The organism is Pseudothermotoga sp. U03pept (genome assembly GCF_051235805.1).
Classification (GTDB): Bacteria; Thermotogota; Thermotogae; order Thermotogales; family DSM-5069; genus Pseudothermotoga_B.
The window spans coordinates 1,368,360-1,392,156 of record NZ_JBPNXV010000001.1 but is presented as its reverse complement, the minus strand read 5'-3'; the positions used below and the strand labels follow the sequence as shown (position 1 = coordinate 1,392,156).

At 43.4% G+C, this 23,797-nt stretch carries 22 protein-coding genes and 1 tRNA gene; 15 read left to right on the top strand and 8 right to left on the bottom strand.

Annotation, left to right across the window (positions count from 1 at the left end):
- The first annotated feature begins 5 nt into the window (after window positions 1-5).
- The 5 genes from ACSFC1_RS06890 (at window position 6) to tsaD (ending at window position 8,553) form a co-directional block, all read left to right on the top strand.
- Window positions 6-4,148 carry an acyl-CoA dehydratase activase gene (locus tag ACSFC1_RS06890; RefSeq protein ID WP_435565370.1) on the top strand — a complete coding sequence of 1,381 codons (4,143 nt, stop codon included), beginning with the start codon at window positions 6-8 and terminating at the stop codon, window positions 4,146-4,148.
- Window positions 4,149-4,164: 16 nt separating this feature from the next.
- The gene (locus ACSFC1_RS06885; protein ID WP_435565369.1) at window positions 4,165-5,109 is read left to right on the top strand and encodes a DNA polymerase III subunit delta; all 945 of its coding nucleotides are present in this window, start codon (window positions 4,165-4,167) and stop codon (window positions 5,107-5,109) included.
- 17 nt (window positions 5,110-5,126) lie between these two features.
- The gene (locus ACSFC1_RS06880) at window positions 5,127-6,263 is read left to right on the top strand and encodes a TIGR04013 family B12-binding domain/radical SAM domain-containing protein (protein WP_435566005.1); all 1,137 of its coding nucleotides are present in this window, start codon (window positions 5,127-5,129) and stop codon (window positions 6,261-6,263) included.
- An 81-nt stretch (window positions 6,264-6,344) separates the two neighbouring features.
- Window positions 6,345-7,559 (top strand): ATP-dependent Clp protease ATP-binding subunit ClpX, encoded by a 1,215-nt coding sequence (gene clpX, locus ACSFC1_RS06875; protein WP_435565368.1) that lies wholly within the window; start codon window positions 6,345-6,347, stop codon window positions 7,557-7,559.
- A 1-nt stretch (window position 7,560) separates the two neighbouring features.
- A complete protein-coding gene (tsaD, locus tag ACSFC1_RS06870; RefSeq protein ID WP_435565367.1) occupies window positions 7,561-8,553 on the top strand; it encodes a tRNA (adenosine(37)-N6)-threonylcarbamoyltransferase complex transferase subunit TsaD in 993 nt (330 codons plus the stop codon).
- On the opposite strand, the gene ACSFC1_RS06865 is transcribed toward tsaD, so the two are convergent.
- Together ACSFC1_RS06865 and ACSFC1_RS06860 are read right to left on the bottom strand one after the other, a co-directional pair.
- On the bottom strand, window positions 8,519-8,776 hold the full coding sequence (locus ACSFC1_RS06865) for an extracellular matrix/biofilm biosynthesis regulator RemA family protein (RefSeq protein ID WP_435565366.1): 258 nt from the start codon (window positions 8,774-8,776) through the stop codon (window positions 8,519-8,521). The genes tsaD and ACSFC1_RS06865 overlap by 35 nt on opposite strands.
- 13 nt (window positions 8,777-8,789) lie before the next feature.
- Window positions 8,790-9,251, bottom strand: a complete 462-nt coding sequence (locus ACSFC1_RS06860) for a flavin reductase family protein (protein WP_435565365.1) — start codon at window positions 9,249-9,251, stop codon at window positions 8,790-8,792.
- Window positions 9,252-9,297: 46 nt separating this feature from the next.
- Here ACSFC1_RS06860 and ACSFC1_RS06855 point away from each other — a divergent pair, with 46 nt between their 5' ends.
- The 7 genes from ACSFC1_RS06855 to ACSFC1_RS06825 all read left to right on the top strand — a co-directional run bounded on the left by ACSFC1_RS06855 (window position 9,298) and on the right by ACSFC1_RS06825 (window position 14,514).
- A complete protein-coding gene (locus ACSFC1_RS06855) occupies window positions 9,298-10,212 on the top strand; it encodes an ABC transporter ATP-binding protein (RefSeq protein WP_435565364.1) in 915 nt (304 codons plus the stop codon).
- Between the two features lie 11 nt (window positions 10,213-10,223).
- Window positions 10,224-11,393 (top strand): ABC transporter permease, encoded by a 1,170-nt coding sequence (locus tag ACSFC1_RS06850; RefSeq protein WP_435565363.1) that lies wholly within the window; start codon window positions 10,224-10,226, stop codon window positions 11,391-11,393.
- Entirely contained in the window at window positions 11,386-12,438 is a 1,053-nt protein-coding gene (locus ACSFC1_RS06845; protein WP_435565362.1) for an ABC transporter permease, read from the top strand. Before ACSFC1_RS06850 ends, ACSFC1_RS06845 begins: the two co-directional genes overlap by 8 nt.
- A 16-nt stretch (window positions 12,439-12,454) precedes the next feature.
- Window positions 12,455-12,649 (top strand): DUF6485 family protein, encoded by a 195-nt coding sequence (locus ACSFC1_RS06840; protein WP_435565361.1) that lies wholly within the window; start codon window positions 12,455-12,457, stop codon window positions 12,647-12,649.
- 332 nt (window positions 12,650-12,981) lie between these two features.
- A tRNA-Asp gene (locus tag ACSFC1_RS06835) sits at window positions 12,982-13,059 on the top strand.
- A gap of 52 nt (window positions 13,060-13,111) precedes the next feature.
- Window positions 13,112-13,654 (top strand): hypothetical protein, encoded by a 543-nt coding sequence (locus tag ACSFC1_RS06830; protein WP_435565360.1) that lies wholly within the window; start codon window positions 13,112-13,114, stop codon window positions 13,652-13,654.
- A gap of 5 nt (window positions 13,655-13,659) precedes the next feature.
- Entirely contained in the window at window positions 13,660-14,514 is an 855-nt protein-coding gene (locus tag ACSFC1_RS06825; RefSeq protein ID WP_435565359.1) for a hypothetical protein, read from the top strand.
- Here ACSFC1_RS06825 and ACSFC1_RS06820 read toward each other — a convergent pair.
- The 3 genes from ACSFC1_RS06820 to ACSFC1_RS06810 are packed head-to-tail and all read right to left on the bottom strand — an operon-like array spanning window position 14,511 to window position 17,945.
- Window positions 14,511-15,806 (bottom strand): clostripain-related cysteine peptidase, encoded by a 1,296-nt coding sequence (locus ACSFC1_RS06820; RefSeq protein ID WP_435565358.1) that lies wholly within the window; start codon window positions 15,804-15,806, stop codon window positions 14,511-14,513. The genes ACSFC1_RS06825 and ACSFC1_RS06820 overlap by 4 nt on opposite strands.
- Window positions 15,803-16,834, bottom strand: coding sequence for a D-cysteine desulfhydrase family protein (locus ACSFC1_RS06815; RefSeq protein ID WP_435565357.1), 1,032 nt, complete (start codon window positions 16,832-16,834; stop codon window positions 15,803-15,805). The genes ACSFC1_RS06820 and ACSFC1_RS06815 overlap by 4 nt, the downstream gene beginning before the upstream one ends.
- Before the next feature lies 1 nt (window position 16,835).
- Complete coding sequence (locus ACSFC1_RS06810) at window positions 16,836-17,945, bottom strand: alanyl-tRNA editing protein (protein WP_435565356.1); 1,110 nt, start codon at window positions 17,943-17,945, stop codon at window positions 16,836-16,838.
- Between the two features lie 60 nt (window positions 17,946-18,005).
- On the opposite strand from ACSFC1_RS06810, the gene ACSFC1_RS06805 reads away from it, so the two are divergent.
- From ACSFC1_RS06805 to ACSFC1_RS06795, 3 genes are read left to right on the top strand one after another with little or no spacing between them, the layout of a single operon-like run.
- Window positions 18,006-19,166 carry a DUF401 family protein gene (locus ACSFC1_RS06805; protein ID WP_435565355.1) on the top strand — a complete coding sequence of 387 codons (1,161 nt, stop codon included), beginning with the start codon at window positions 18,006-18,008 and terminating at the stop codon, window positions 19,164-19,166.
- A gap of 13 nt (window positions 19,167-19,179) precedes the next feature.
- On the top strand, window positions 19,180-19,857 hold the full coding sequence (locus ACSFC1_RS06800) for a DUF47 domain-containing protein (RefSeq protein ID WP_435565354.1): 678 nt from the start codon (window positions 19,180-19,182) through the stop codon (window positions 19,855-19,857).
- Window positions 19,858-19,869: 12 nt separating this feature from the next.
- Entirely contained in the window at window positions 19,870-21,072 is a 1,203-nt protein-coding gene (locus ACSFC1_RS06795) for an inorganic phosphate transporter (protein WP_435565353.1), read from the top strand.
- On the opposite strand, the gene ACSFC1_RS06790 is transcribed toward ACSFC1_RS06795, so the two are convergent.
- From ACSFC1_RS06790 to ACSFC1_RS06780, 3 genes are read right to left on the bottom strand one after another with little or no spacing between them, the layout of a single operon-like run.
- The gene (locus ACSFC1_RS06790) at window positions 21,065-21,379 is read right to left on the bottom strand and encodes a hypothetical protein (RefSeq protein ID WP_435565352.1); all 315 of its coding nucleotides are present in this window, start codon (window positions 21,377-21,379) and stop codon (window positions 21,065-21,067) included. The genes ACSFC1_RS06795 and ACSFC1_RS06790 overlap by 8 nt on opposite strands.
- Complete coding sequence (gene feoB / locus ACSFC1_RS06785; protein ID WP_435565351.1) at window positions 21,376-23,304, bottom strand: ferrous iron transport protein B; 1,929 nt, start codon at window positions 23,302-23,304, stop codon at window positions 21,376-21,378. Before feoB ends, ACSFC1_RS06790 begins: the two co-directional genes overlap by 4 nt.
- A 1-nt stretch (window position 23,305) precedes the next feature.
- Window positions 23,306-23,737 (bottom strand): FeoA domain-containing protein, encoded by a 432-nt coding sequence (locus ACSFC1_RS06780; protein WP_435565350.1) that lies wholly within the window; start codon window positions 23,735-23,737, stop codon window positions 23,306-23,308.
- Window positions 23,738-23,797: the final 60 nt, after the last annotated feature.

Sequence of the window (23,797 nt, the reverse complement as noted above, 5' to 3'; positions counted from 1 at the left end):
GACACATGAAGGTTGGTATCTGTGTCGGTTCGAGCAGTGTATCTGTTTACTCCGATGTGAACTCACCACTTTGGATACAGCACAACGGAGATCCAATAAGTGCCGTACGCAAGATTCTTGAAGAACTGCCAGATCGACTGCAGATTGCCTTCACAGGAAGAAAGCTCCGGAAGTCTTTCAATGCACCTTCGATCTCTGAATCTGAGGCATGTGAGATAGCCTATTCTCAATTGAAGAACAAATACACAGGTTATGACGCCATTGTCTCAGCCGGTGGAGAAAACTTCGTTCTGTACAAACTCGACAAAGATGGGCACATAAACGGTGTTTACACTGGTAACAAGTGTGCTTCTGGAACAGGAGAATTCTTTCTTCAACAACTCAAGCGAATGGGTATAAGTTTAGAAGAGATACCCTTGATGAGTTACGATGGACTCTACAAGCTCTCGTCGAGATGTACAGTCTTTTGCAAAAGTGATTGCACACATGCGTTGAATAAAGGAGTTCCCAAGCAGATGGTTTTGAACGGCTTGGGGAAGGTTATGGCTGACAAAATACTCCAGCTGGTTCATTCAGCACACGTCAGAAAGATACTGCTCATTGGAGGCACAACAAAGAACCTTTTGATGTTGAAGAATCTCGAAGGACAGATCGAGTTCACAGTGCCAGAAGAGTCCACTTACTTTGAGGCATTTGGAGCCTACGCGTGGATCAGTAGAAAAAAGTCATGGCTTTTGGAAAAATCGCGTATACTCTCGGCAAAGATCCCGTCTGCTTTCTCAAGACACTTGCCGCTGTTACATTTTGCTTCGATGGTCGAGTTCAAAAGGACGGAGAGAGCAGAAGCAAGGGCAAGTGACGAATGTATTCTGGGTGTTGATGCCGGTTCAACGACAACCAAAGCTGTTTTGATGAGAATCAGCGATAAGAAAATACTTGCGAGTAGTTACTTGAGAACGCTCGGTGATCCTGTGAATGCCTCAAGAAAGTGTTATACAGAGCTCCTTCAGCAGTTATCGGTTCCGGTGAAGATCGTTGCTGTTGGTGTTACTGGTTCAGGTAGAAAGGTCGTTGGGCTCCATGTTGGGACAACTGCCGTTTACAACGAAATCATGGCACACGCAAAGGCAGCGGCATTTTTTGATCCACAAGTGGACACAATCTTTGAGATAGGAGGGCAAGATGCCAAGTACACATATCTGAATGAGGGTGTACCGTACGACTATGCGATGAACGAAGCTTGTTCGGCTGGCACCGGTTCATTCTTGGAAGAAGCTGCGCGTGAATCTTTGGGGATCGAGTACACACAGATCGCTGATTACGCACTGAACGGTAAGAACCCTCCTAATTTCAGTGATCAATGTGCCGCCTTCATAAACAGTGACATCAAAACAGCAATTCAAGAGCAGATTTCGGCAGAGGATATCTGTGCGGGACTTGTCTATTCTGTCTGTATGAATTACATCAATCGAGTGAAAGGGAACAGACCAGTTGGCAAGAAACTGTTTGTTCAAGGTGGAACTTGCTACAACAAAGCCATTCCTTACGCAATGGCGGCACTAACAGGCAAGAAGGTGATCGTGCCTCCAGAACCGGGTTTGATGGGTGCTTATGGTGTTGCACTGATGACGCTCGAAAATCTCGAGAAACAGATCATAAAACCAAAAGATTACGATCTCAAAGAACTTGCAGATCGTCAGGTGAAGTATCTAAAGCCGTTCATCTGTTCTGGAGGAAAGAACAGATGTGATAGGAAATGCACGATAAGCGTTGTACAAATAAATGATAAGAGACTGTTCTTTGGCGGAGCTTGCAATATGTACGAAAACATCAGAGAAAAGAAAGAGGATACAGACGAATTGGACTTTTTGAGAAAAAGAGAAGAGTCGCTTTACAGACTCCCCCAAGCAGCCGCTTCAGGTAAAAAAATTGGTATGAGCAAATCTTTTGCAATGAACAGCCTGTTCCCGTTTTTCTCTCAGTTCTTTGCATGGCTCGGTTTTCAGGTAGTATTACCTGATGAACCAGATGAAAAAGGCAGTGAAAGGATGGGAGCAGAGTTCTGCTTTCCTGTTGAACAATCGCATGGTTTTGTGCTCTCTCTACTCAAGAAAAAGCCGGATTTCATCTTTATACCAAGGATAAGGGCAATCAAAGTGAGAAATTCTCGCAGCAATGGTGTTTTCTGCCCATTTGTTCAAAGTGAGGTCGACTGGCTGAAGGCTGATCTTCAAGAACTCAGAGATTACAATTTGCTTACATGCAATATCGATTTCAGTGAATCACAACAAAAGATTTTGACTTCCCTTCGTGAAATGCTAAAGCCGCTTGGTGTTTCAAAAGCAGATGTTAAGAAGGCTTTTGACAGCGCAATGAAATCGCAGACTAACTTCGAACAAGGGTTAAAAGAGATGGGTAAGGCTTTTCTTGAAGAAGTAGCAAAAAGAAAGATCGGCATCGTTATCTTCGGCAGGCCCTATAACGCCTTTCTCAGCTATGCCAACCTTGGTGTTCCCAGAAAGATATCCAGCTACGGTTATCCAGTTGCAAGCTTTGATCTCTTGCCCTTTGAGGAGAAGCCTGGTTACGAAAATATGTATTGGGCTTGGGGCGAGATGATCCTCAAGGCGGCACAGTTTGTCAGAGAACATCCTAATCTCTATGCGGTTTATATAACGAATTTTAGCTGTGGTCCGGATTCCTTTGTGCTCTCTTACTTCAAAGATGTGATGAAAGACAAACCAGCTCTGATACTCGAGCTGGATAGCCATACGGCAGATGCTGGCATAGAAACGCGAATTGAAGCATTTCTCGATGTCATCAGGTACAGAAAGGAAAAGGCGTACTCAGAGTTGGCGTATCAACCTTTGGGTGTTGAGATAGGCAAAAAAGGTGTTTACATACGAAAGGATGGTGAGAAAATCCCATGGACAAACAGTCGTGTTCGGCTCGTTTTCCCAACGATGGGTGCATTTGGAGCTTCTTGCTTGGCTGCGGCAATCGAACATTTTGGCGTGAGGACGCATGTCTGTCCACCAATTGGTGAAATGGAGTACAAATTGGGCAGAGGAAATTCCCTTTCGAAAGAGTGCCTACCGCTACAGCTAACGCTCGGCAGTTTGATCAGATACCTCTCTGAGAGAAAATCACAGGACGAGATAACGCTGTATTTCATGCCACAAACCTCTGGACCTTGTCGTTTTGGTCAGTACAACGTTTACATGAAGCTGTGGCTGAGGCAGAACGAGATCTCCAACACGGCACTATTGTCTTTGAACTCTGAGAACGCCTACGGTGGTCTGGGAATATCTTTCACTTTGAGAGCTTGGATTGCGGTCTTGATATCAGATCTCTACTCTAACATAGAAAAGTCTTTATTAACGCTTCATCCAGATAAGAGTGCGTCGATGGAAATGGTCAGAAGCCACGAACAACGGATAATCGACGCGCTCAGAAAGTACCCTTTGAGTGGTATCTTCAAAGTTTTGAGAGAAATATCAGACGAACTTGCGGCGCTCAGTTTGTCCGAAAGATATCTTCGCTCGCCCAAGGTTTTGTTGACTGGTGAGATATACGTCAGATGGGATGAATTCAGCAGAAGGAGACTTGAAGAGATCTTTGCTTCAGAAGAAATTGTCCTTCAGATATCGCCAATTCATGAATGGATCTATTACACAGATTACATATTTCTCAAAAGACTGACGAGCAAAAACTCAACTGCCTTTGATCGTGTTAAGAAGAGAATCGAGATATCTGTGAAAAGGTACTTCGAGAGAAAGTTGAAAGCCATCTTCTCAAAGGCGGGATTGTGCGATACGAGAATCTTGAATGTGAGGCAAATCGTGGAAAATGCTTCTTCATCCTTGAACCCGAGATTGACTGGAGAGGCGATTTTGACTGTGGGGAGCACTTTGACAGAGATTGGTGAGCATTACGACGGAGTTATATCGATAGGACCGTTTGGATGCATGCCTAGTCGGATAGCCGAGTCTATAATAAAGAGTGAGCTTGAAAGGAGAAAAACAGCTTCCTCAGAGATCTTGCCTTTTGTTTCATTGGAAGTAGATGGTAATCCATTCACACCTTCTGTAGAAGCGAAGGTTGATTCTTTCATAGCACAGGTCAAGGCAGCCAAGGGTAGAATATGAACTGTAGGTGGTTGAATTGAGCACAATAGTGCTTTCCGGCGATGCAACGGTTTTGAAAGATGAACACGTTAAGAGAATGGCTCTCGAGCGAGGGCTGACGAGAATAAGATTGGACATCGAAGACGCAGCAAGATCAACTGAAATCTTCAACCAGAACAATTTGTTCTCTCAGAATTTTCTTATAGACGTCGTTGATTTCGATGACTGGAAAAAAGATGACCAAAAGCAGTTGATAGAGAGGATAGAGAATACCACGATGCCAGTGATTTTGAGATCTCTGAAGACGATAAAGGGCTTTGAGTCTTTAGATTTCTCGTTGCCCAAACCTTGGGAACGCGAAAGGTGGATTGAGTACGTCGAAGAAAGACTTCGTGCGCATTCTATGTCTTTTGAAAAATGTGCTGCTGAAGAAATCTTCCAAATGGTCGGTCCAGATGATTTGTTGATCGAAAGAGAGATAGAAAAGCTCGCATGTATAGGGGAAAAGGTGACGCTGAATTTGGTCAAGGAGATAGTCTTTAATCATTCAAAGATTCAGATGGACGAGCTCTGTTTTGCGATTTCATCGGCAGACAAAAGCTCAGCTCACAAGATTTTGTCGAAGATTCTTTCCCACGTAGAACCTGTTTTGATACTGAACAGCTTGATCAGGTACTTCATCGACCTTTACAAGATAGTCGTCTTCGCCGACAAGCGATCTTCATATTCGTGGGTTTACATAAAAGACCTCTCACAGAGACTCGATGTACCAGTAGTGAGAGCTGCAAAGATGATGGGTTTTGTTTTCAAAGGTCAACCACCAACTGTGAATCATCTTCAGCTCTACGATGTGGAGAAAGTTGAATCGATACTCAACCAACTTCAGCTCTTAGACAAAGAACTGAAGTCCTCTGAAAACAAAACAATCCCCATCTATCTCTTCGTTGACTCTGTTGCTCAGTTGACAGGTGGTCAGAATTGAAAAAGATAATCTTCCGAATGCGGCGAAACAATCGTTACAGTCTGATACCACTCGTCGCTGCTGTGCACGATCGACTTGGAAATGTTCAGATCTTCTTAGCAGAAGATTTGCAAGAAATCTTAAAAATAGAACCTCCCGCTGTTGTTGCTTATTCTTTCATGAGCTTTGATCTCGATGAGATGAAGAATGAGATAGAACTTCTGCACTCGAGGAACTACACTCTGATTGCCGGTGGTCCACATGTCACGGCGAGATCATCGGAACTTCTGAAACTCGGTTTCGATCACCTTTTCATTGGTGATGGCGAACAGAATCTCATAAGATTCCTTGAAGGCGAGGAACAACCAGTCTTTGACGGTGTGAGTGAAAGAGTATCGCTTGACGACTATCCTCCTTTTTGCGCAGAACTTGATCTCTTCATGCCAATCGAGATAACCAGAGGATGCGCGTTCAATTGTGCTTATTGTCAGACACCTTTTATCGGTGGTCACAAGCCGAGGCATAGGAGTGTTGAGCAGATAGTTTACTACTGTCAGATAGGACTTAAGAAACACAGAGTTGTGGCACGATTCATCTCACCTAATTCCTTTGGTTATGGATCGATCGATGGAATAAGACCAAGTGCAGAACTCATAGATACCCTACTCTTTGAGCTGAAGAAGATCGGTATGAGAGAGATATATTTTGGCACCTTTCCTTCTGATGTTAGGCCCGAGTCGGTCAACGGTGAGGTCTTGAAAGTGATCAAGAAGTATGTTAACAACAGATCGATAATCGTCGGAGCTCAGAGTGGCAGTGAAGAGATACTCAAAAAGATTCACAGAGGCCATTCTGCTGAAGAGCTTCTTAGGGCAGTTGAACTCATTCTGGAACATGGTTTCACACCTCATGTTGACTTCATATTTGGTTTTCCTTTTGAAACAGACGACGACAGGCAAAAGACTCTCTCGTTGATAGAAAAACTCATCGAAATGGGTTGCAAGATCCATGCACACACCTTTATGCCACTCCCTGGAACAGAACTCGAAAAGGTTGGCAGTGCCATCATGCCAGAGTGGTTCAGAAAAAGAATAGCCCAACTTTCAGCAAAAGGCAAACTCGATGGCTATTGGCAGAAACAACAGCAGCTTTCACAAAAGATGGCAAATCGATGATCTTTTGCTCAAGATTTTGTGAACTCTTATTAACTATGAATCTCTTTCATCGTGTTACAATCACAACGGAGGGAGAGAAAGTTGGCAGAGAAATTTTGTTCTTTTTGCGGAAGACCTGCAAGTCAAGTGAACAAACTCATCGCTGGACCAAATGCTTACATCTGTGATGAGTGTGTAGAGCTCTTTCACGATCTTCTCGTAACAGATAAGAGAGTGAAAAGAGAGAAAAAGCGGCAGTTGCCTAAGCCAGCTGAAATAAAAGCTGAGCTTGATAAATACGTGATCGGGCAAGAAAGGGCAAAGAGGGTTATATCCGTTGCTGTTTATAACCACTATAAGAGAGTGTTCTTTGGTGTTAATGGTGATGATGTTGAGATAGAGAAATCCAACATAATGTTGATTGGACCTACAGGCAGCGGCAAGACGCTCATTGCAAGAGTATTAGCCAAGATACTCGACGTACCCTTCGCCATAGCAGATGCGACACCGTTGACGGAGGCGGGTTATGTGGGTGAAGACGTTGAAAACGTGATACTCAGACTTTTGGAGGTTGCACACTTCGACATAGAGAGAACTCAGTACGGCATCATTTACATAGATGAAATCGACAAAATTGCGCGCAAATCTCCTAACCCTTCTATCACAAGAGACGTCTCGGGTGAGGGCGTTCAACAGGCTTTGCTGAAGATCGTAGAAGGAACTATTGCAAATGTGCCGCCTCAGGGAGGTAGAAAGCACCCCTATCAGGAGTTCATAAAGGTGGACACTACGAACATTCTTTTCATCGTTGGTGGTGCCTTTAATGGCCTCGAGGAGATAGTCAAGCGAAGGATTCAGGATTCATCGATGGGTTTTGGTGCTCAGATAAAGAGCAAAAAGAAGATGAGACTTGGTGAAATTATTTCACATGTAACTCCTGATGACCTTGTGCAGTATGGAATGATACCGGAGTTTGTAGGACGATTCCCGGTGATAGCAACGCTTGATGACCTTGATGAGGAAGATTTGGTGAGAATACTCAATGAGCCAAAGAATGCAATCATAAAACAGTACAAAAAACTGTTGGAACTTGAAAACATAGAGTTGGAGATAACAAATGATGCATTGTACGCAATAGCTCGTAAAGCGCTTCAGAAGGGTACTGGGGCAAGGGCTTTGAAGAGCGTCTTTGAAGAAGTGATGATAGATGTGATGTTTGAACTTCCTTCCTCTAAGGATGTCGAGAAGGTCATAGTGACTCGCGAAGCGGTTGAAGGGATTGAAAAACCGAGGTTAATCATGAGGGAGATAGCTTGAAGTGCCTTTAGTCTTAGCGATCGAAACATCTTGTGACGAAACATCTGTTGCAATTTTGGAAAATGGCACGATTCTCTCAAATATTGTTCTATCACAAGTGCAGATTCACCAAAGATTCGGTGGAGTCGTTCCGGAGATCGCAGCCAGACATCATCTGAAGAACCTTCCGATCATCTACGATCAGGCTGTTGAAGAGGCTCGTGTGAATGTCAATGAGTTGGACGCTGTGGCGGTGACGGTAGGTCCTGGTCTAATAGGTGCCCTGCTCGTTGGACTATCTTTCGCCAAAGGATTAGCTGTTTCTCTAAGCAAACCGTTGGTCGGTGTGAATCATCTGCTTGGTCACGTTCATGCAGCACACTTGGCTTTTGAACAGCTGAAACCTCCATACGTTGCGTTGCTTGTCTCTGGGGGTCATACGGAGCTTTTGGTTTTTGAGAAATCATCACTTGAACCAAAAGTGCTTGGTAAGACCTTGGACGATGCGGCTGGTGAAGCCTTTGACAAGGTTGCAAGACTTCTGAAAATAGGTTATCCTGGTGGTCCCGCGATCGAAAGAATCTCAAAAGATGCAAACCCAGACAGGTATCGCTTTCCAAGGGCAATGACCGAGGCAAAGAACTTTGATTTCAGTTTTTCTGGTTTGAAGACTTCCGTTTTATATTTGATGCAAAAAGAGAGAATTGTCGACATCGCAGATCTCGCTGCCTCTTTTCAAGAAGCGGTCGTTGATATTTTAGTGGAGAAGACCATTAGAGCTTTACAGAGAACTGAAATTCGAAAACTCGTTGTCACTGGAGGGGTTGCTTCCAATTCGAGGCTCAGAGAGAAACTCACTCAAAAGGCTCAAGAGATCGGCTTTGAACTCTATATTCCACCAAAGAATCTGTGTACCGATAACGCGGCGATGATAGCAAAAGCCGCAACAGAAATGCTGAACAAAGGAATCTTTTCTTCGCTCAGCGCGAATGCTGACCCTGCTCTTTCTTTTTGAAGAGCTTCTGCTTGACTCTGCTCGCTTTTTCACCCAAGAGCAATGTGTGACCACTGTCGATGATTATTGCACTCTTTGCTTGAGCACCGTAAGTTAGATTCAGCATCTTGTTTGAGAAACTTGCTGTTTCGCGCATTTGTTTCGCCATCAAGTTGTTGATCGGTATGACTGCCTTGATTCTGTCTTTGTTCACGTAAACTCCTCTGGTTACTTGGACGAACATTTTATCCCTCTTCTCAGAACCAATCTCTCATCACAAAATGCATTGGCTTCCCATCTTGTTTGAGCATCTTGTGATTGACTATTCTGCCGTTATAAATGAAATGGTCTCCGGACTCAAACCTTCCGACCAGTTCACATTCGAAATAAGCAAGAACTCCATCGATCACTGGCAGTTGAAGCTTTTCACTTCTTGACCAGAGAACTTTCGAGAACTTATCAAAACTTCTACTCGAATTGTAACCGAAAATCTCTGCGACCTGACGCTGGGTTTCGTCCAAAACCTGAACGATGAATTTCCCACTTTTGTTGATCAACTGTGCTGTTTGTCTGCTTGGTCCAAGTGACACCGCAAGCATGGGTGGATCAAAAGAAGATTGCATAACCCATGCAGCTGTCAAGCCTGCCATCTGATTTTCAAACTGTGTTGACACAATGTAAACACCCTGTACCAAATAGTCAAAGGCATTCTTAGCCACCAGATCACCTTCTTAATATATATTAGCATCAAAGGGGGTGGTTTCAGTGAATGTTGTCATCAGTGTCAGAAATCTGAAGAAATATTACGGCACGACAAAAGCTGTAGATGGTATCGATTTCGATGTAGCAGAAGGAGAAGTCGTTGCTCTTCTTGGACCAAACGGTGCAGGAAAAACAACTACCGTTGAAATAATAGAGGGGCTCAGAAAAAAGGACGGTGGGGAGATCTACTACTTTGGAAAGAAGGTCGATCGAGTCGATCAGAGTATCAAGTCACAAATAGGAGTACAGCTTCAGAAAACGGCGTTTTTCGAGTATCTCACTGTGCGTGAGACGATAGAACTTTTCGCTGGACTGTACAACGTTAAGACACAGAAAGATCAAGTAGAGAGATTGATGGATCTTGTTTCACTGAAAGAAAAGGCAAAGAGCAGAGTTAAAAATCTCTCAGGAGGGCAACTTCAAAGATTAGCACTTGTTGTGGCATTGGTTAACGATCCAAAGGTTTTGTTTTTGGACGAACCAACGACTGGGTTAGACCCACAGGCGCGAAGGCATGTATGGGAGTTAGTCGAAGAATTGAAACAAAAAGGAAAGACTATCTTTTTGACCACCCACTACATGGAAGAAGCCGAGAAACTTGCAGACAGAGTGCTCATAATGGATCATGGAAAGGTTATAGCTCAGGGAACGGTGAAGGAACTCGTCAGATCGCTTTCGATGGATAGTTACGTGGAGTTCACGACCGATAATTCATCGATTCTTATCAAGGAGATTCCGAATATCAAAGAAATTGACCACGACAAACTGATTCTCCCAACGACAGATGTCGAAGAGACCATTCACATGCTATTGGTGAGAGCAAGATCACTCAATGTGCTGATCGACAATATCGCCATTAGGAGACCAAATCTAGAGGATGTCTTTCTGAATCTAACAGGTCGCCGCCTCAGAGATTGAGGTGATTGAAGATGAAGATCATAAAACTCTCGAGAGCATTGCTGTTGAACGATATTCGCGAATTCAATGGTTTTTTCTGGCCCTTTGTGTTCCCTTTGATTCTCTTTTTCATACTCACATCTGTCTTTTCTGGTGCCTATTCAGATGGCGGAGTGACTTTCAAGTTGGGTGTTGTAAAAGAGGTAGAGCTTTCTGGCTTTGGAAAAATCTTGGATCAAGTGCTTGGTTCGATAAGCCCAGATCCTTTTCAAATAACGTATTTTGAAGACCTTGAAGAAGCAAGGAAAAACCTTCAAACGAAAAAGATCGATTTGATACTGAAAATTCCCAAAGATTTCAACATGGCTTTGGCGAGGGTTATGTTGTTTTCACAGGGTGTCGCCAATCTGGAATTCTATGCACGCGCAAACTCGGTGGAATCAGAGATGGCAAAAAGAATATTGCAATCGATCTTGGGAACCATAGACCTTGAGATCTCAAAACAAAAAATCGCCCGAAGTGGAGGTAACTATACACAGGTGAACTTCGAATTGATTCCCGTCCAAAAACAGACTCAAAACGAGAAATTTCACTATCCAACCTATATCTTTCCGGCTGTGATACTGATGTCTGTTCTATCGCTGGGATTTTTCAATCTGCCCCTTGGTTTGATTTACAACCGTGAGTCAGGCATTAACAAGCGACTTTACTCTACTCCAGTGAGATCGCTTGAATATCTTTCATCATTCGGTTTGAGTGTTTTCTTCTCAATGGTACTCTCAAGTGTAATCATCTATGCAATGGGCTTGGCAATCTACAAAGTGAGTAACCTTGTTTTGTCTGCAGGCTTTATCTTAAAGTTGCTCTTTTCAATCGTGGTCTCTTTCAGCATTGGAATTACGGTTGTGTCAGTTTGCAGACGGTTTTCAACTGCTATAGTTACTGTACAGATCCTATACCAACTGATGATGTTCTTGGGAGGGTTTTACTTTCCAGTCTTGAACCTCAACATGCCAGTTTTCATAAGGGCTATAGCCTATGTACTCCCAACGACCTACCTCGCTGAGAATCTCAGGTATTCATTGCATCAAGGTGTTTATACTTTCTCACAGTTTCAGCTTTGGGCAGTCCCACTGGCGTGGGTTGCAGTTTCGATCGTTGCTTTTGCATTCAGTTTCAAGAAGGTGATGGGGTATGAATAGGCAGTTATTCGCGTTCTTAAAGGCTTATTCCGCAGAGTCAGTCAGAAATCTCCTTTCCCTGTTCTTCACAGTCTTTTTTCCTGTTGTTTTTCTTCTCATCTTCGGCTTTCTCTTCAGTGAAGAATCTTCTTACAGAAGAACGATGGGTATCTGTGCAGATGATGAAAGAATTACTTCTGCTCTACAAGAGATTGGCAGCTGGGATTTGGTTATCTACGATGATGAACAAAACCTGCAGAAGCAGATAAAGGATGGCAAACTTTCAATGGGGATAGTTGTTACAGGAGAGAAGGCAATTCTTTACTACCAAAAAAGCCCATCTCTGATGGGCGAAGTAAAGATGATTGAAATGTCGGCGAGAAACATTATAGAAAAAACCATGAACAATTCGGTGAATTTCATTCAAATTGATACAATCGAGGTGAAGGAAACAAAAAAAGAGATATCTGATTTTGATTACATGATGATGGGCGTTATCGCTCTGTCGCTCTTTTCCAACGGAATGTTCTCGATGATAACTGTCTTCGGTAATTACAGAAAGAAAGGTGTCCTCAGGAGAGTTTCACTGACTTGTGCAAAACCTATCACTGTTGTGCTAAGCGTTTCGGTGATAAGAATGCTTTTGAGTTTTCTTTCTCTTGTCGTCGTTCTCTTGCTTTGCCGAGTAGTCTTTAATAGCGAGATAGAGTTCAATTGGCTCTTGTTGATTCCAACAGTTGTTTCTGTCACTCTCGGCATGATGGCTATCGGCATAATAATTGTGTCCTTGTTCAGAAATCCGAATGCTGCTTCCAATGTTGGTTCAGTTCTCAACACAGTTATGGTCTTTTTCTCGGGTGTTTATTTTCCAATAACTTTCATGCCAGATTACATAAGGTGGATTGCGTACATCTTGCCTGTCAAATATGCCGCAGATCTTGTTCGTTATAGTGCAGACGCTCAGAATATGAATTTGGGACTCTTTCTGATCGCAAATACCATCTTCTTTTTTTGTGGGATTTTGGCTCTGTGGTTCTCAGCTAAAAAACTTGTAGAATCTGAATGAAGGAGGTTGAACTGCTGTGAACTGTGTGAACAAAGAGAGAAATCTTAAGAATTGCAACTGTTCCTATCCTGGATGTCCCAGGAAGGGTATTTGTTGTGAATGTCTCGCCTATCACAGGGCACATGGTGAATTGCCTGCTTGCTACTTTTCGAAAGAAGATGAGAAAAGTTGGGATAGATCGATTGAGAACTTCATTTCTAAGCACAGATGAAAAGTGGGAGCTTCTTCTACCTTATTCATTGCATACATATGCGACAGGTCAAAATCTTTCGAAAGAGTAGAATAACCCCAAGGATATGATGCTACATGGCGTGTACACGCAAGCCCAGGCTTTCTTTCCATTATATAATTTACGGACCCAAAGATGCTAAGAAACAGAGGAAGGCTCGATCAAAAGAGCAAAAGCGGATTTTTCGTGAGATGGATTTTGATCACAAGCACTTAGGCGTTCAATTCACCTGTTTGTTACATTTTGTTATTGCCGATGAAATGGCTGTGAGTACTTGACTTTTCTTCGATTTTCTGTCAAAATACAAAAGTGTTGGGGACGTGGTGCAGTCTGGTCAGCATGCCGGTCTGTCACACCGGTGGCCGCGGGTTCAAGTCCCGTCGTCCCCGCCAGAGGGAGGCAAATGCCTCCCTTTTGTGCTATAATTGTTGAAGAGGTGGGCTGGTGAGGTTTCTTCTTGGAAGACAGATTGTTCTGAAGGAATTCTATTACACCGATCTGGTAATATCTTGGGTTGAAGAGCCTGTCGCTGGAGCATCCAATTACCTCATAGGAAATGACAGAGGATATATGTACGTGGCTGCGAACTCTGATGAATTGCATTACGGCGGAGATTTTGATTTCCTGACAACACCCTTTGGTAAGATTGCAGTCATCTGTTGCACAAAACCAGTCCATTGGCAAATGATACACGATGCGAAAAAGGCTGAAGTTATCCTGACTGTTGTCTTTCAGAATGCGAGTACTGTATCTGATCTGCTCTTGTCCAAAGCGATATGTTGGGGATCAAGTAGGGAATTCAATCTGCCAATTGCACTTTTGGTGAACCGCGCAGACACATTGCAGTATCAGTTTTCAGTACCTGGTCAGGGAAAGGATCACTCGGGTCTGGTCATTGATTCCACAGCAAGTTGTATGATAGACATGAATGTCTCTAAAACTGAAAGTGGGCTTTTCTTCAGCGTTAGAAGCTTCGCTGAGGGTTGACTTAGATGGGCCTAACCAGATTTTTGCTCTCGCTTTTACTTCCAAACTTTCAGCTTCAAAAATCACTCAGAAACCTTGTACAGCCAGGCGCGGTGAAAAGAGCTAAAGGCGTTGTAAAAGCCGCGGTTATCCAGATGGAATACTCTCCTGTTTCCAACGTCAGTGGATTCATAGCGCTGATTAATCGATTTCTCATAAAGATGACCGACTTTGGCCCTGATATCGTTGTTTTTCCACATCTGATGGACAGTTTTCTCTTTCGCGTTTTTCCACTCTTTCTGCTCATCGGAACACGTCACCATGCCAAAGCGATAAGGGAGACATCAAGAACGACAAGCGAAATATGTGAGAGAACAATGGCTGAGTTTTCGAAAATCTGGAACTGCACAGTTGTCTTTGGAACTACTCAAGGTCACAAGGTCTATCACGTTGGAAATAGACAAAGCCATATTTTGGAAACCAAGGAATACAAAATGGCAGTGGTCTCACATAGAACTCTCAACAACAGCATCCAATTGGATCGCTTGGTATCAAGCGGGGTGAGAATAATAGCGACTCCAGGCTTTGGTGTGGCTGATTACAGTGATTGGGATGAGAGATATCACATGTGGGCTCATTCGCAGATGGTGGGTTTCTATGGTCTTTGGTCAGCTGTGTCTGGCAGATTTCTTGGTAAAGATTTGAAGGCTCGAGCCTGTGTCACCGCACCGATACCTATAACGAATTCACTTGATGGCTACATAGTGAAGAATAGCTCTACAACTGGTGATACAGTGTTATTGGCTGAACTCGATATGAACAAGATTGAATCCTTTGTGCAATCAAGGAAGTTCCCAACTCTTCATTATTCTAAGGACTAATGGTTGAGTAGAAATTCATCCCAAAGGGTATCCTCTGCAAACTGTGTTGAACTGTACTGTAATCTTGTGACGTCTTCTTTATTCGCTGGAAAAAAGACACTCATCCCAAGAGATGTTGGCAACTCCTCTGACAGATACCTGTACACAACAACTTCATTGAACTTCTCTAAGGTTTCTGTAGCTTGCATCTTTTCGAGTACTTGGCCAAGGTCATATAAATGAAAGTAGCTACTGTATGTCGTGATGCTTGACAGATTCGGCAAATCTTGTGGCAGCGGGCTTAAGAAAGTGTTTAAGGAGTTTATCGCCTCATCGACTCTGGATGTCTCATAAACTGCCAGAGATGTTGCATAGCTCTTTGAGTAATAATAATTCTTGTAATAATCAATTGCCGCTTTTGAAAAATCCACCGGCGATTTGTTGCTCACATCGGCGAGAAATCCATAGTCAAAACCATCAGCTGGAATATCATTAGGCGAAGCCAAGATGAAATCCGCTATCTCTTTGAGAGCGTATATCACTTCGACTGATCCCATCAAGCAGGCGTCCATACCAAAGACGTCCCAGCTGCCTTTGACGTTTTTTGCTATCTCATCGATTGTGAGAAAATCTTTACTCTGATCGTCATAGGAGATTCCTTTTGTTGAATAATCGCTCGGAGGAATGTCTATCCAAGACAGTCCATGATTCCAAATGATCAATGCCTTACGATCTGAATCGAGTGAACTGAATCTTTCGGTGAATGACTTGAGAAGATCACCATCTCCGCTGTTGATTTCACCACTGGGTTCTATCTTATAAATCGTTCTTAAGTCCGTTAAGATGTACAAGCCGTCCTTTGAAGGTTCACGACTGTCCCACAGAATCGCCACCGAGACATCATCTGCAGCCTTAACTATTTCCTGCAAATCTGTTTGAACGTATGTATCAAGATTGTTGTCAGAACAGATCCACAGAAAGATGAACCACGAAGGTTTTTTCAGTTGCAACTGTTTTGTCTCTTCTACTAACCCACTCTGTACTGTGATCTGCTTTGTACCACTTTCTGCAAAGTAAATCGGAACCGTTGCATAGCCAGAATCATCGGTCGTGTAATCTACATCATTCACCTTTATAGTTGTATTGGCTATCAAGAAACCAAAGGCGTTCTTAACACCTATCTTCACAAAATGAACCTTTCCGGCGTAGAGGTTTTCCGGGAAACGGTATACAAAAGCAGAGGGCACAGAGATATTCGTACAACCGTGAAGAAATGGTAAGAGCACTACGAAAAGAATAATGATCCTCTTCATGGCTCTACGAACCTATACGCCTGAGCGAAAAGTCCAAAGAGACCACCGGTATGAATGAACAGTACTCTTTGTCCTTTTTTCGAGAGCTGCAACATACCTCTGAAAGTTTTGGCTGTGTAGACTGGGTCTAATATTAGACCTTCATTTGCCGCGACGATTCTTATGCAGTCCAAATCTGGTTCTGTTGGAACAGCATATGCAGGTCCACTGAATTCATCCACTATTTTTATCTGATCTGTGGGAAGATCAATCTTTATACTGTATTCCTTTAGCTGTTCGACGGTCTGTCTGACTTTCTCGACGAATTTTTCAGAAGAGGTCTTGGTGACATTTATGCCTATGACTGGTATATCATAGCCCATGTAACGAAGCCCTGCGATCAGTCCAGCATAGGTACCACCACTTCCAACGGCACAGTAGATTGCATCGAAATTTCTCAGATCAAGCTGAGTTGCTATTTCTCCGGCTGCATAGACATATCCCATAGCACCGAGTGCATTGGAACCACCTTCGGGTATTGTGTAAACTCTGAGACCTCTCCTTTCGAAGTCTTCTTTGTACTTTTCATAAACCTCTTCGATCTGTGCGTACTGTTGGACCGTTACTGTTATCAACTCAGCACCAAGGAGTTTATCGATTAAGAGATTTCCTTCAGGAACTCTTTGGTTGTAAACTTTTAGAAATTCCATATCATCTATCGAAAGAGCCTTAATGATCCTCTCGCTCAACGAACTCCTCGGTTCTGCCTGGGTTTCTCTGAGAAACAGAACAGGTTTCAAACCACATTTCACAGCCAGGTGAGCCGTTGCTCTGGCGTGGTTTGACTGCATGCCACCGCAAGTGAAGACGACATCACATCTCTTTTTCAAAGCGTCTGCGAGTAAGAACTCAAGTTTTCTGATCTTATTACCGCTCGAAATGAGCTCAGTCATATCATCTCTCTTGACAAAAATCTCTCTCTCGTACTGGCGGCTGATCTTTGGCAGAAATTCAACAGGTGTTGGTAGCTTTGCAAAATTCAACTTCATCTCACATCACCTCTAATTCTTTCTGAAGTAGCAGAAGCAATTCATTCCAGCTCACATTACTCTTGAGCATACCTCGTTTCACACCACCTCCGCCTGAGCAAGACAGACTTTCCTTTAATTTGGATATGAGTTTTGAGCAGTCAAAGTCCTTCGAGGCAAATTGATAACCTTCAGATGTTTTGCAGATCAAAAGATCGGTTGTAAAATACTTTGCCAACGCATTGGCTACTTCGTCAAATCCTTCATAAAAAGAGATTCTGTATCTTCCCATCTGTTGTGTAGGTAAGGTATTACAGATATTCTTCGCCAACTCTTCAGCAAGACGGTTTATCAGGGAAGCTTGATCTTTTATCTTTTCGAGCAAGCCGAAGACTCTTTCTTTCATTTCGTCTACAGAACTTGTCAGTAACTTCGATAGTTCTCTGAGAACGAGGACCCTTTTGGCATAGTCTGACAACGCTCTATTTCCTGCCAAGAAATAGACTCTGGTTAACGTGCCCTTGGCTTTTTCCCAGGCGACTACCTTCACTATGCCTATCTCACCAGTGTTCTTCACGTGAAAACCACCACAAGCTGAAAGATCAAAATCACCTATTTTCACAACTCTGACCAGTTCACCAATCTTATCACTCAATGATTTCCTAAGATCCATCTTTTCTGCTGTTTCCCTGTCGGTGTGGATTATCTGAACTTCGATACACGATCTTACAACCTTGTTCGCGAGTGACTCTGACTCTTCAAGGGCTTCAATGGTCAGCTGAGGAAGGTCAAGATCGATCGTAGAGAACTCTTCACCCATGTGGAAACTAATTGTTCTTGCCTGAATAGTTTTCAAAAACGCTGCAGATAATATGTGTTGTGCTGTGTGTTGTATGGCTATATCCAACCTTCTTGACTCATCAACGCTGTATTCGTACTCTCCCGGTTCTATGGGTCTGTCCAACAGGTGAACTATCTCAGTTCCCCTTTCTTCTACCTTGAAGACCTTTGCAGAGCCTATCTTTCCACGATCACCCAGTTGACCGCCTTTACCGTCTGGGTAAAACGGACTCTCATCACTCAATGCATAGAAATTCCCATTTTCTTCATATACTCTTTTGACATTGATCACAACCCAAAGCCTCCTTTAGCTGTAGAATATGTTCAGATCGCGAACAAAGGAGGTCGTTCTGTGACTGTACTCTCAGTACTGACTTCACTTGCATCGGTAGTCTTATTTCAGCGTTTAACAAAACAACTGATCATTTCTATGATAGCAGGTTTTTTGGTCTTTGCGTTCGTCAACTGGCAGGTAATCTTGCATCTTCCTATGATCTTTCTGAACTCCGTCAGGGATCCTTCTTTCATAACACTTCTACCCAGTGTTTTTCTCATATATTTTCTCGGTGAACTCATGGCTGCCTCACAGGATGCAGAAAGATTTTCACAGTCAGTTCAGAGGTTATTTCAAAGCTCCAAATCTGCAGCGGCTTTCATGCCGGCAGTAGTAGGGCTTATGCCAATGCCTGCTGGAGCGATGTTTACAGCGCCGATCGTCGACCAAATTGGTTTGCAGATGAATGCCTTAGACAAGACTGCTGTTAACTATTGGTTCCGTCATTCTCTTGAGTTCTTTTGGCCCGTCTATCCGGCTATGTACCTTCTTGCGAGTTTGACCGGTACACCCTTGGGAATGATCTCAGTCAAGTTGTTTCCCCTATTTTTGGTCTCCTTTCTCATAGGCTGGGTCTATCTGAACGGTTTTACTCTGCCAAAGGTCAGAAATATCTCTGCGCAGGATTGGAAAAATCTCTGGCCTCTTCTTGTGATCCTATCAACTGGTTTCATGATACTTGTGTTCAAATTAGAAGGCTGGCTTTCTCTGTTGATAGCCTGTACTTTTTACGCGTTGGTCCGTGTCCAAGTTATTCTAAAAGCGCTTGCGAACTCTGTGAGGAAACTCGATATCTTTCCCATACTTCTTGTCGTCTTTCTCTACAAACATTCGATGATCGATCTTGGAATTGGGCAGAGAATGAGTGAAGAACTTTCCAAGTCTGGTTTTAGTGTTTTACTGATCGCCATCTCACTGCCTTTGGTTATCGGAATGTCCACGGGAATAACCAGTGCCGCTCTTGGTGTTTGTCTTCCCATTGTGCTCGCAATGCAAGCTGACCATCTGGCTATGATCACCTATATTTTCTCGGTGATAGGCGTTCTTCTTTCACCCGTTCATCTTTGCTTAGTCTTGACTTGCCAGTATTTCAAAGTGGACTTTCTGCGAGTGCTACGAAGGGTTTTTGTACCGATTGTAGTTACATCGATCGCTGGTCTTCTGCTGTATTCTTGGTAGGGAGGTGCAGAACTTGACTCGGTTTGTCGGGAAGATGTTTCCAAAACAATCGCCGTTAAAGCTTTTGTTCGAACATGCTTTGGTCACTAAGAAGGCTGCAGAGTTCATACTGCCAGCTTTGAGAAATTACTTTGAAAATCATCCGATTGACGAGATATGTAGAGAAGTTGATGTACTTGAAGACAAGGCAGATGAACTCAAGATACAGATCAGAGAAAGTTACTCAAAATTGAAATTCGTCTACTTTGACAGAACTGATATGTTGATCATTCTTCACGAAGAAGATGCTGTGATAGACGCGGTTGACGATTTTCTCAAGTCTTTGACACTCAACAAGTTTGAGAAACCGCTTACCAAGGAAATCAAAGACTTGATCTTTGAACTTGCAGAGAGCACTCGTGACAGCGTTCAGATGATGGTTAAAGCCGTAGGAGATTTGCAGAATTTGGTAGAATCATCATTCGCTCCTTCCATAGCTTTGGCCGAAGACAAGCTCGCGACGAAGGTTGAAACGAATGAGTCACAGACAGACAAACTGTCTCTCGAACTGGGCAGGAAGATCTTCTCGATGAAAAACACAATTCACCCTGTAGATTTGTATTTCCTTGAGAAGCTCGTTAGACTCCTTGCACGAGTGGCAGATCACGCCGAGAATGTGGCAGAGAGAATTCGTATGATAACTCACATTTGAGGAGGTAAGATCATGTCGATCTTACTTGCTTTTGCAAGTGGTTTCGCTATGGCATTTGCCATAGGGGCAAACGATGTCGCGAATTCAATGGCAACGGCTGTGGGTGCCAAAGCGATCAGTCCAAAACAAGCGGTTATAATCGCCTCCTTCTTGGAGTTTCTTGGAGCAGTTCTGTTTGGTTCTCATGTTACTTCCACCATCACTAAGGGCATCGTCAAGCCAGAAGTCGTGGCAGATCCCAAAGTGCTGTTGATCGGTGCCTTTGCTGCACTGCTCTCTTCTTCAGTATGGATTCTGGCTGCGACTATCTGGGGGATGCCCGTTTCAACAACGCATTCTATCGTCGGTGGCATGGCAGGCTTTGGTATAGCGGCGGCAGGATGGCAAGCTGTGAACTGGAAGGTGATGGTATCGATAGTCTCAAGTTGGGTGCTCTCGCCGCTCGCCGGAGGATTACTCGCTTACTCAATCTTCAAGTTGATATCGTTTTTCGTGCTCAGGAGACCTTCACCGTCTAATGCCGTCAAGAAGGCTGGACCAGTGGTAATATGGTGTACTTTTTTCATCATAATATACCTTTTGAACGTGAAAACAATTAAATTGAATCAAAGAAACAGTCTCATTCTCGGTCTAATCTTTGCAACTTGTGCAGGGATAATCGGTTATTTGATTTTGAAGAGATACTACAAGAGAAGAACGAGTGATTATGAATTTGTGGAATACATCTTCAAACGCCTTCAAGTCATGACCAGTTGCTATGTGAGTTTTTCGCATGGAGCTAACGATGTGGCAAATGCCGTTGGTCCAATCGCAGTGATCTACTGGGTAATCAAGACAAACAGCATCTCTTCAAAGGTGGAAGTCCCAATTTGGATACTGATGTTCGGAGGCTTAGGCATTTCGTTAGGTGTTCTTTTTCTTGGCTACAGGGTTATGAAGACAATAGGAACTGACATTACAGAGTTGAACAACACAAGAGGATTTTGCATAGACTTTTCAACTGCGTCTACTGTACTACTCTCTTCGATCTTTGGACTTCCTGTCTCAACCACTCATATAGTTGTAGGTTCTGTAGTTGGCGTCGGCATGGCTCGTGGCATAGAGGTGGTCAATGTGGGTGTGCTTAAGAACATAGTTTTTTCTTGGATAATGACTGTGCCGCTTGCCGCGGGATTGTCTGCCCTTCTGTTCAAGGTGTTTGAAAGGATCATTTAAAACTTCTCCTGAAGACTACCATTTGTATAAAACCAATCGAGCCAGTCAAGATGACCATCATCTGGGCTAATGAAAGCTCAATTTGACCTTTTAGAAGCACAAAGCAAAGAACGAGAAAAAACATCGTTCCACCGACCATCAAGTGTGCATCTATCCTTTGAGGGTTTTTCTTAGAATCAATTATGCCAAAAAGGTATATCAGCGTGAAGATGAGAATGCACAAGGAAAGCATCCAGTCAATTTTTAGAAAGAGCGAGAAAGAAATCAATCCCAAAGCAGTGTCAATAATCAGCATAAATCTTCTCACAGTAAAAGACCTCCCAAGACCTTAGTAATGTAGGCTAAAAGATAGGCAACTGAGAAACTGTAGAGAATTGAAATCAAAAGGTACTTCTTACCAGCTTCGGCAGATATTGTTCCTAAAGTTGCAAAACAAGGTATGTAAGCCATCACGAAAACTATCAGAGCTAAAGCAGTGGCTGGGCTGAAAGAATTAGCCAAAGTAGTTGTGAAAGATTCTTCTCCTCCAAAACCAAAGAACATACCCAAGGCAGAGACTACAACCTCCTTGGCTGCAACTCCAAAGACCAGCGCAGTACTGATTCGCCAATCAAAACCAAGAGGTTTCATGACCCACGATATGGTCCTGCCAACGTAAGATGCAAGGGATTTCGAAGGCTCTCCATTCGCAGGAAAGTAACTTGCAGCCCAAAGAGCAACGGAAGCTAAAAAGATTATCGTACCGGCCTTCACTAAGAAGTGTTTACCCCTGTGCCAGACATAGAGTAAGAGATTTCTTGGTTTGGGCATACGATACCTCGGGAGTTCAAGTGTCAGAAACCCTGGCTCACCTTTGAAGAGAATCTTGTTCAGAAAGACTGCACTGAGGAGTGCCACAGCAGCGCTCAGCAAGTAAACAAAGAAGACGACCAAACCTTTGTTTTTCTCGAAGAAAACACTTGCGATCAAGAGGTAAACTGGAAGTCTCGCGCTACATGAGATGAACGGAACCGTCAGAACTGCAACAGTTCTCTCACGCTGGTCTGATATGCCTCTTGTTGACATTATCGCCGGAACAGAACAACCAAATCCGAGCAAGAAGGACATAAAAGACCTGCCAGAAAGTTTGAGTTTGTACATTATTCTGTCAACTACAAAAGCTGCTCTGGGCAGGTAACCTGACTCCTCCATGATACCAAGCATCAGAAAGAGAGCAAAGATATTCGGAACAAAGACCAATATTGCTCCAACACCAGAGATGATTCCATCGGCAATCAAAGAAGCAAGCATTTCATTCTTCAAAAAACCCCTCGTGAGGTCAGCAAAACTGCCAAGGAGGGCTTCAATGAGATCTGAGATTGGTTGAACGATCTCAAAGGATACCGTGAATGTCATGTACATCAAGGCAAGGAATATAGGTATCCCTATGTATTTGTGTGTCAGCACGTGATCTAAAGCCTCACTCATCGTCAACTCTGAACCTGGAGCTTTGAAAGTCTCTTTGAGGATCAAATCGATGTGCTTGTATCTCTCTTGAGCAATCTTCTCTCTAAGAATGCCGTTCGGCAGGTTATCTTGTCCAATTAATTTCACAGTCTCTGGATCACCTTCAAGATACTTTTCAGAGAGCCACCTCAGCGGAAATGTCTTCAAAGAAGGTTTTGTTTGGAGGATCAACTGCATTTCATTTATCTTCTCTTCTATTTCTGGATCGTAGACGAAGTGAAAGTTTTTCTTTTCAGAAGATGCGGTTTTCAAAATTGTATCGAAAAGTTCCTCGATTCCTTCACCAGTCACAGCACTTGTTAGAATAACAGGAACACCAGTGTGTTTTGCCAGTTCTTGTTTATCGATATGAACACCTTGTTTTCGAGCCTCGTCTATCGCGTTCACCACCAAGATTATCTTCGTATCGAGTCCTGCAGCCTCAAGAAACAGATATAGTCCTTGTTTCATAGCCAGGGCATCTACAACAACTATCAAAACATCCGGTGTCCTGTACAGAAGGTAGTCTCTTGCTATCTTTTCATCCATACTGAAAGAGGACAAGCTGTACGTGCCTGGCAGATCGATGAATTCCATTTTCACGCCTCGCCAGTTTCTGATTCCTTCCTTTACCTCAACTGTGACACCTGCCCAGTTCGCAACGTACTGTCTCATTCCAGTCAAAGCATTGAAAAGACTGGTTTTGCCAACATTTGGGTTTCCACACAAGGCTACACGAAGAGCCATCTTACAACCTCCTCAACAACACGCGAGCTGCGATGCCAAAACCAACTGTGAACTGTCCTCTTTCTGTCCTTATTTTCATCGGAGCCACAACCTGCACAGTCTTACCTTCCACTACGCCCATCTTGGACAGTTTATTCTGAAAGGCTGCTCCACCAAATAGATCGATTACCTCGTAAATGCCTTCGGTGGCAGAAGAGAGAGTGATTAAGTTGTTATCGAGCTCCACCTCTATCTCTCTTGCACTGTCATTTCGCAGTGTTATGAGCTTGTCCATGACCAAATAGACCCTGGGATCACCCAGTGGAGCACTTCTGACGACCTTCACATAAGTACCTGGGATGAAACCAAGAGAGACAAGCCTTGAACCTATTGGAGTCTCTGGCACAGATTGTACCTTTGCAGAAAATCCAACTGGAACCTCCAACAGAGACACAGAGCCACCCCCTTATTGAGATTCATTCTCAATAAGAATAATATCAATTTGCATGAGAAA

Bases quoted from the DNA above. Each gene is read 5' to 3' on its own strand.
- ACSFC1_RS06815 (WP_435565357.1), bottom strand. From the start codon at position 16,834: ATGAAGTTGAATTTTGCAAAGCTACCAACACCTGTTGAATTTCTGCCA.
- ACSFC1_RS06825 (WP_435565359.1), top strand. From the start codon at position 13,660: ATGGGCCTAACCAGATTTTTGCTCTCGCTTTTACTTCCAAACTTTCAG.
- ACSFC1_RS06850 (WP_435565363.1), top strand. From the start codon at position 10,224: ATGAAGATCATAAAACTCTCGAGAGCATTGCTGTTGAACGATATTCGC.
- feoB (WP_435565351.1), bottom strand. From the start codon at position 23,304: ATGGCTCTTCGTGTAGCCTTGTGTGGAAACCCAAATGTTGGCAAAACC.
- ACSFC1_RS06820 (WP_435565358.1), bottom strand. From the start codon at position 15,806: ATGAAGAGGATCATTATTCTTTTCGTAGTGCTCTTACCATTTCTTCAC.
- ACSFC1_RS06845 (WP_435565362.1), top strand. From the start codon at position 11,386: ATGAATAGGCAGTTATTCGCGTTCTTAAAGGCTTATTCCGCAGAGTCA.
- ACSFC1_RS06795 (WP_435565353.1), top strand. From the start codon at position 19,870: ATGTCGATCTTACTTGCTTTTGCAAGTGGTTTCGCTATGGCATTTGCC.
- ACSFC1_RS06880 (WP_435566005.1), top strand. From the start codon at position 5,127: ATGCGGCGAAACAATCGTTACAGTCTGATACCACTCGTCGCTGCTGTG.
- ACSFC1_RS06890 (WP_435565370.1), top strand. From the start codon at position 6: ATGAAGGTTGGTATCTGTGTCGGTTCGAGCAGTGTATCTGTTTACTCC.
- ACSFC1_RS06865 (WP_435565366.1), bottom strand. From the start codon at position 8,776: ATGTTCGTCCAAGTAACCAGAGGAGTTTACGTGAACAAAGACAGAATC.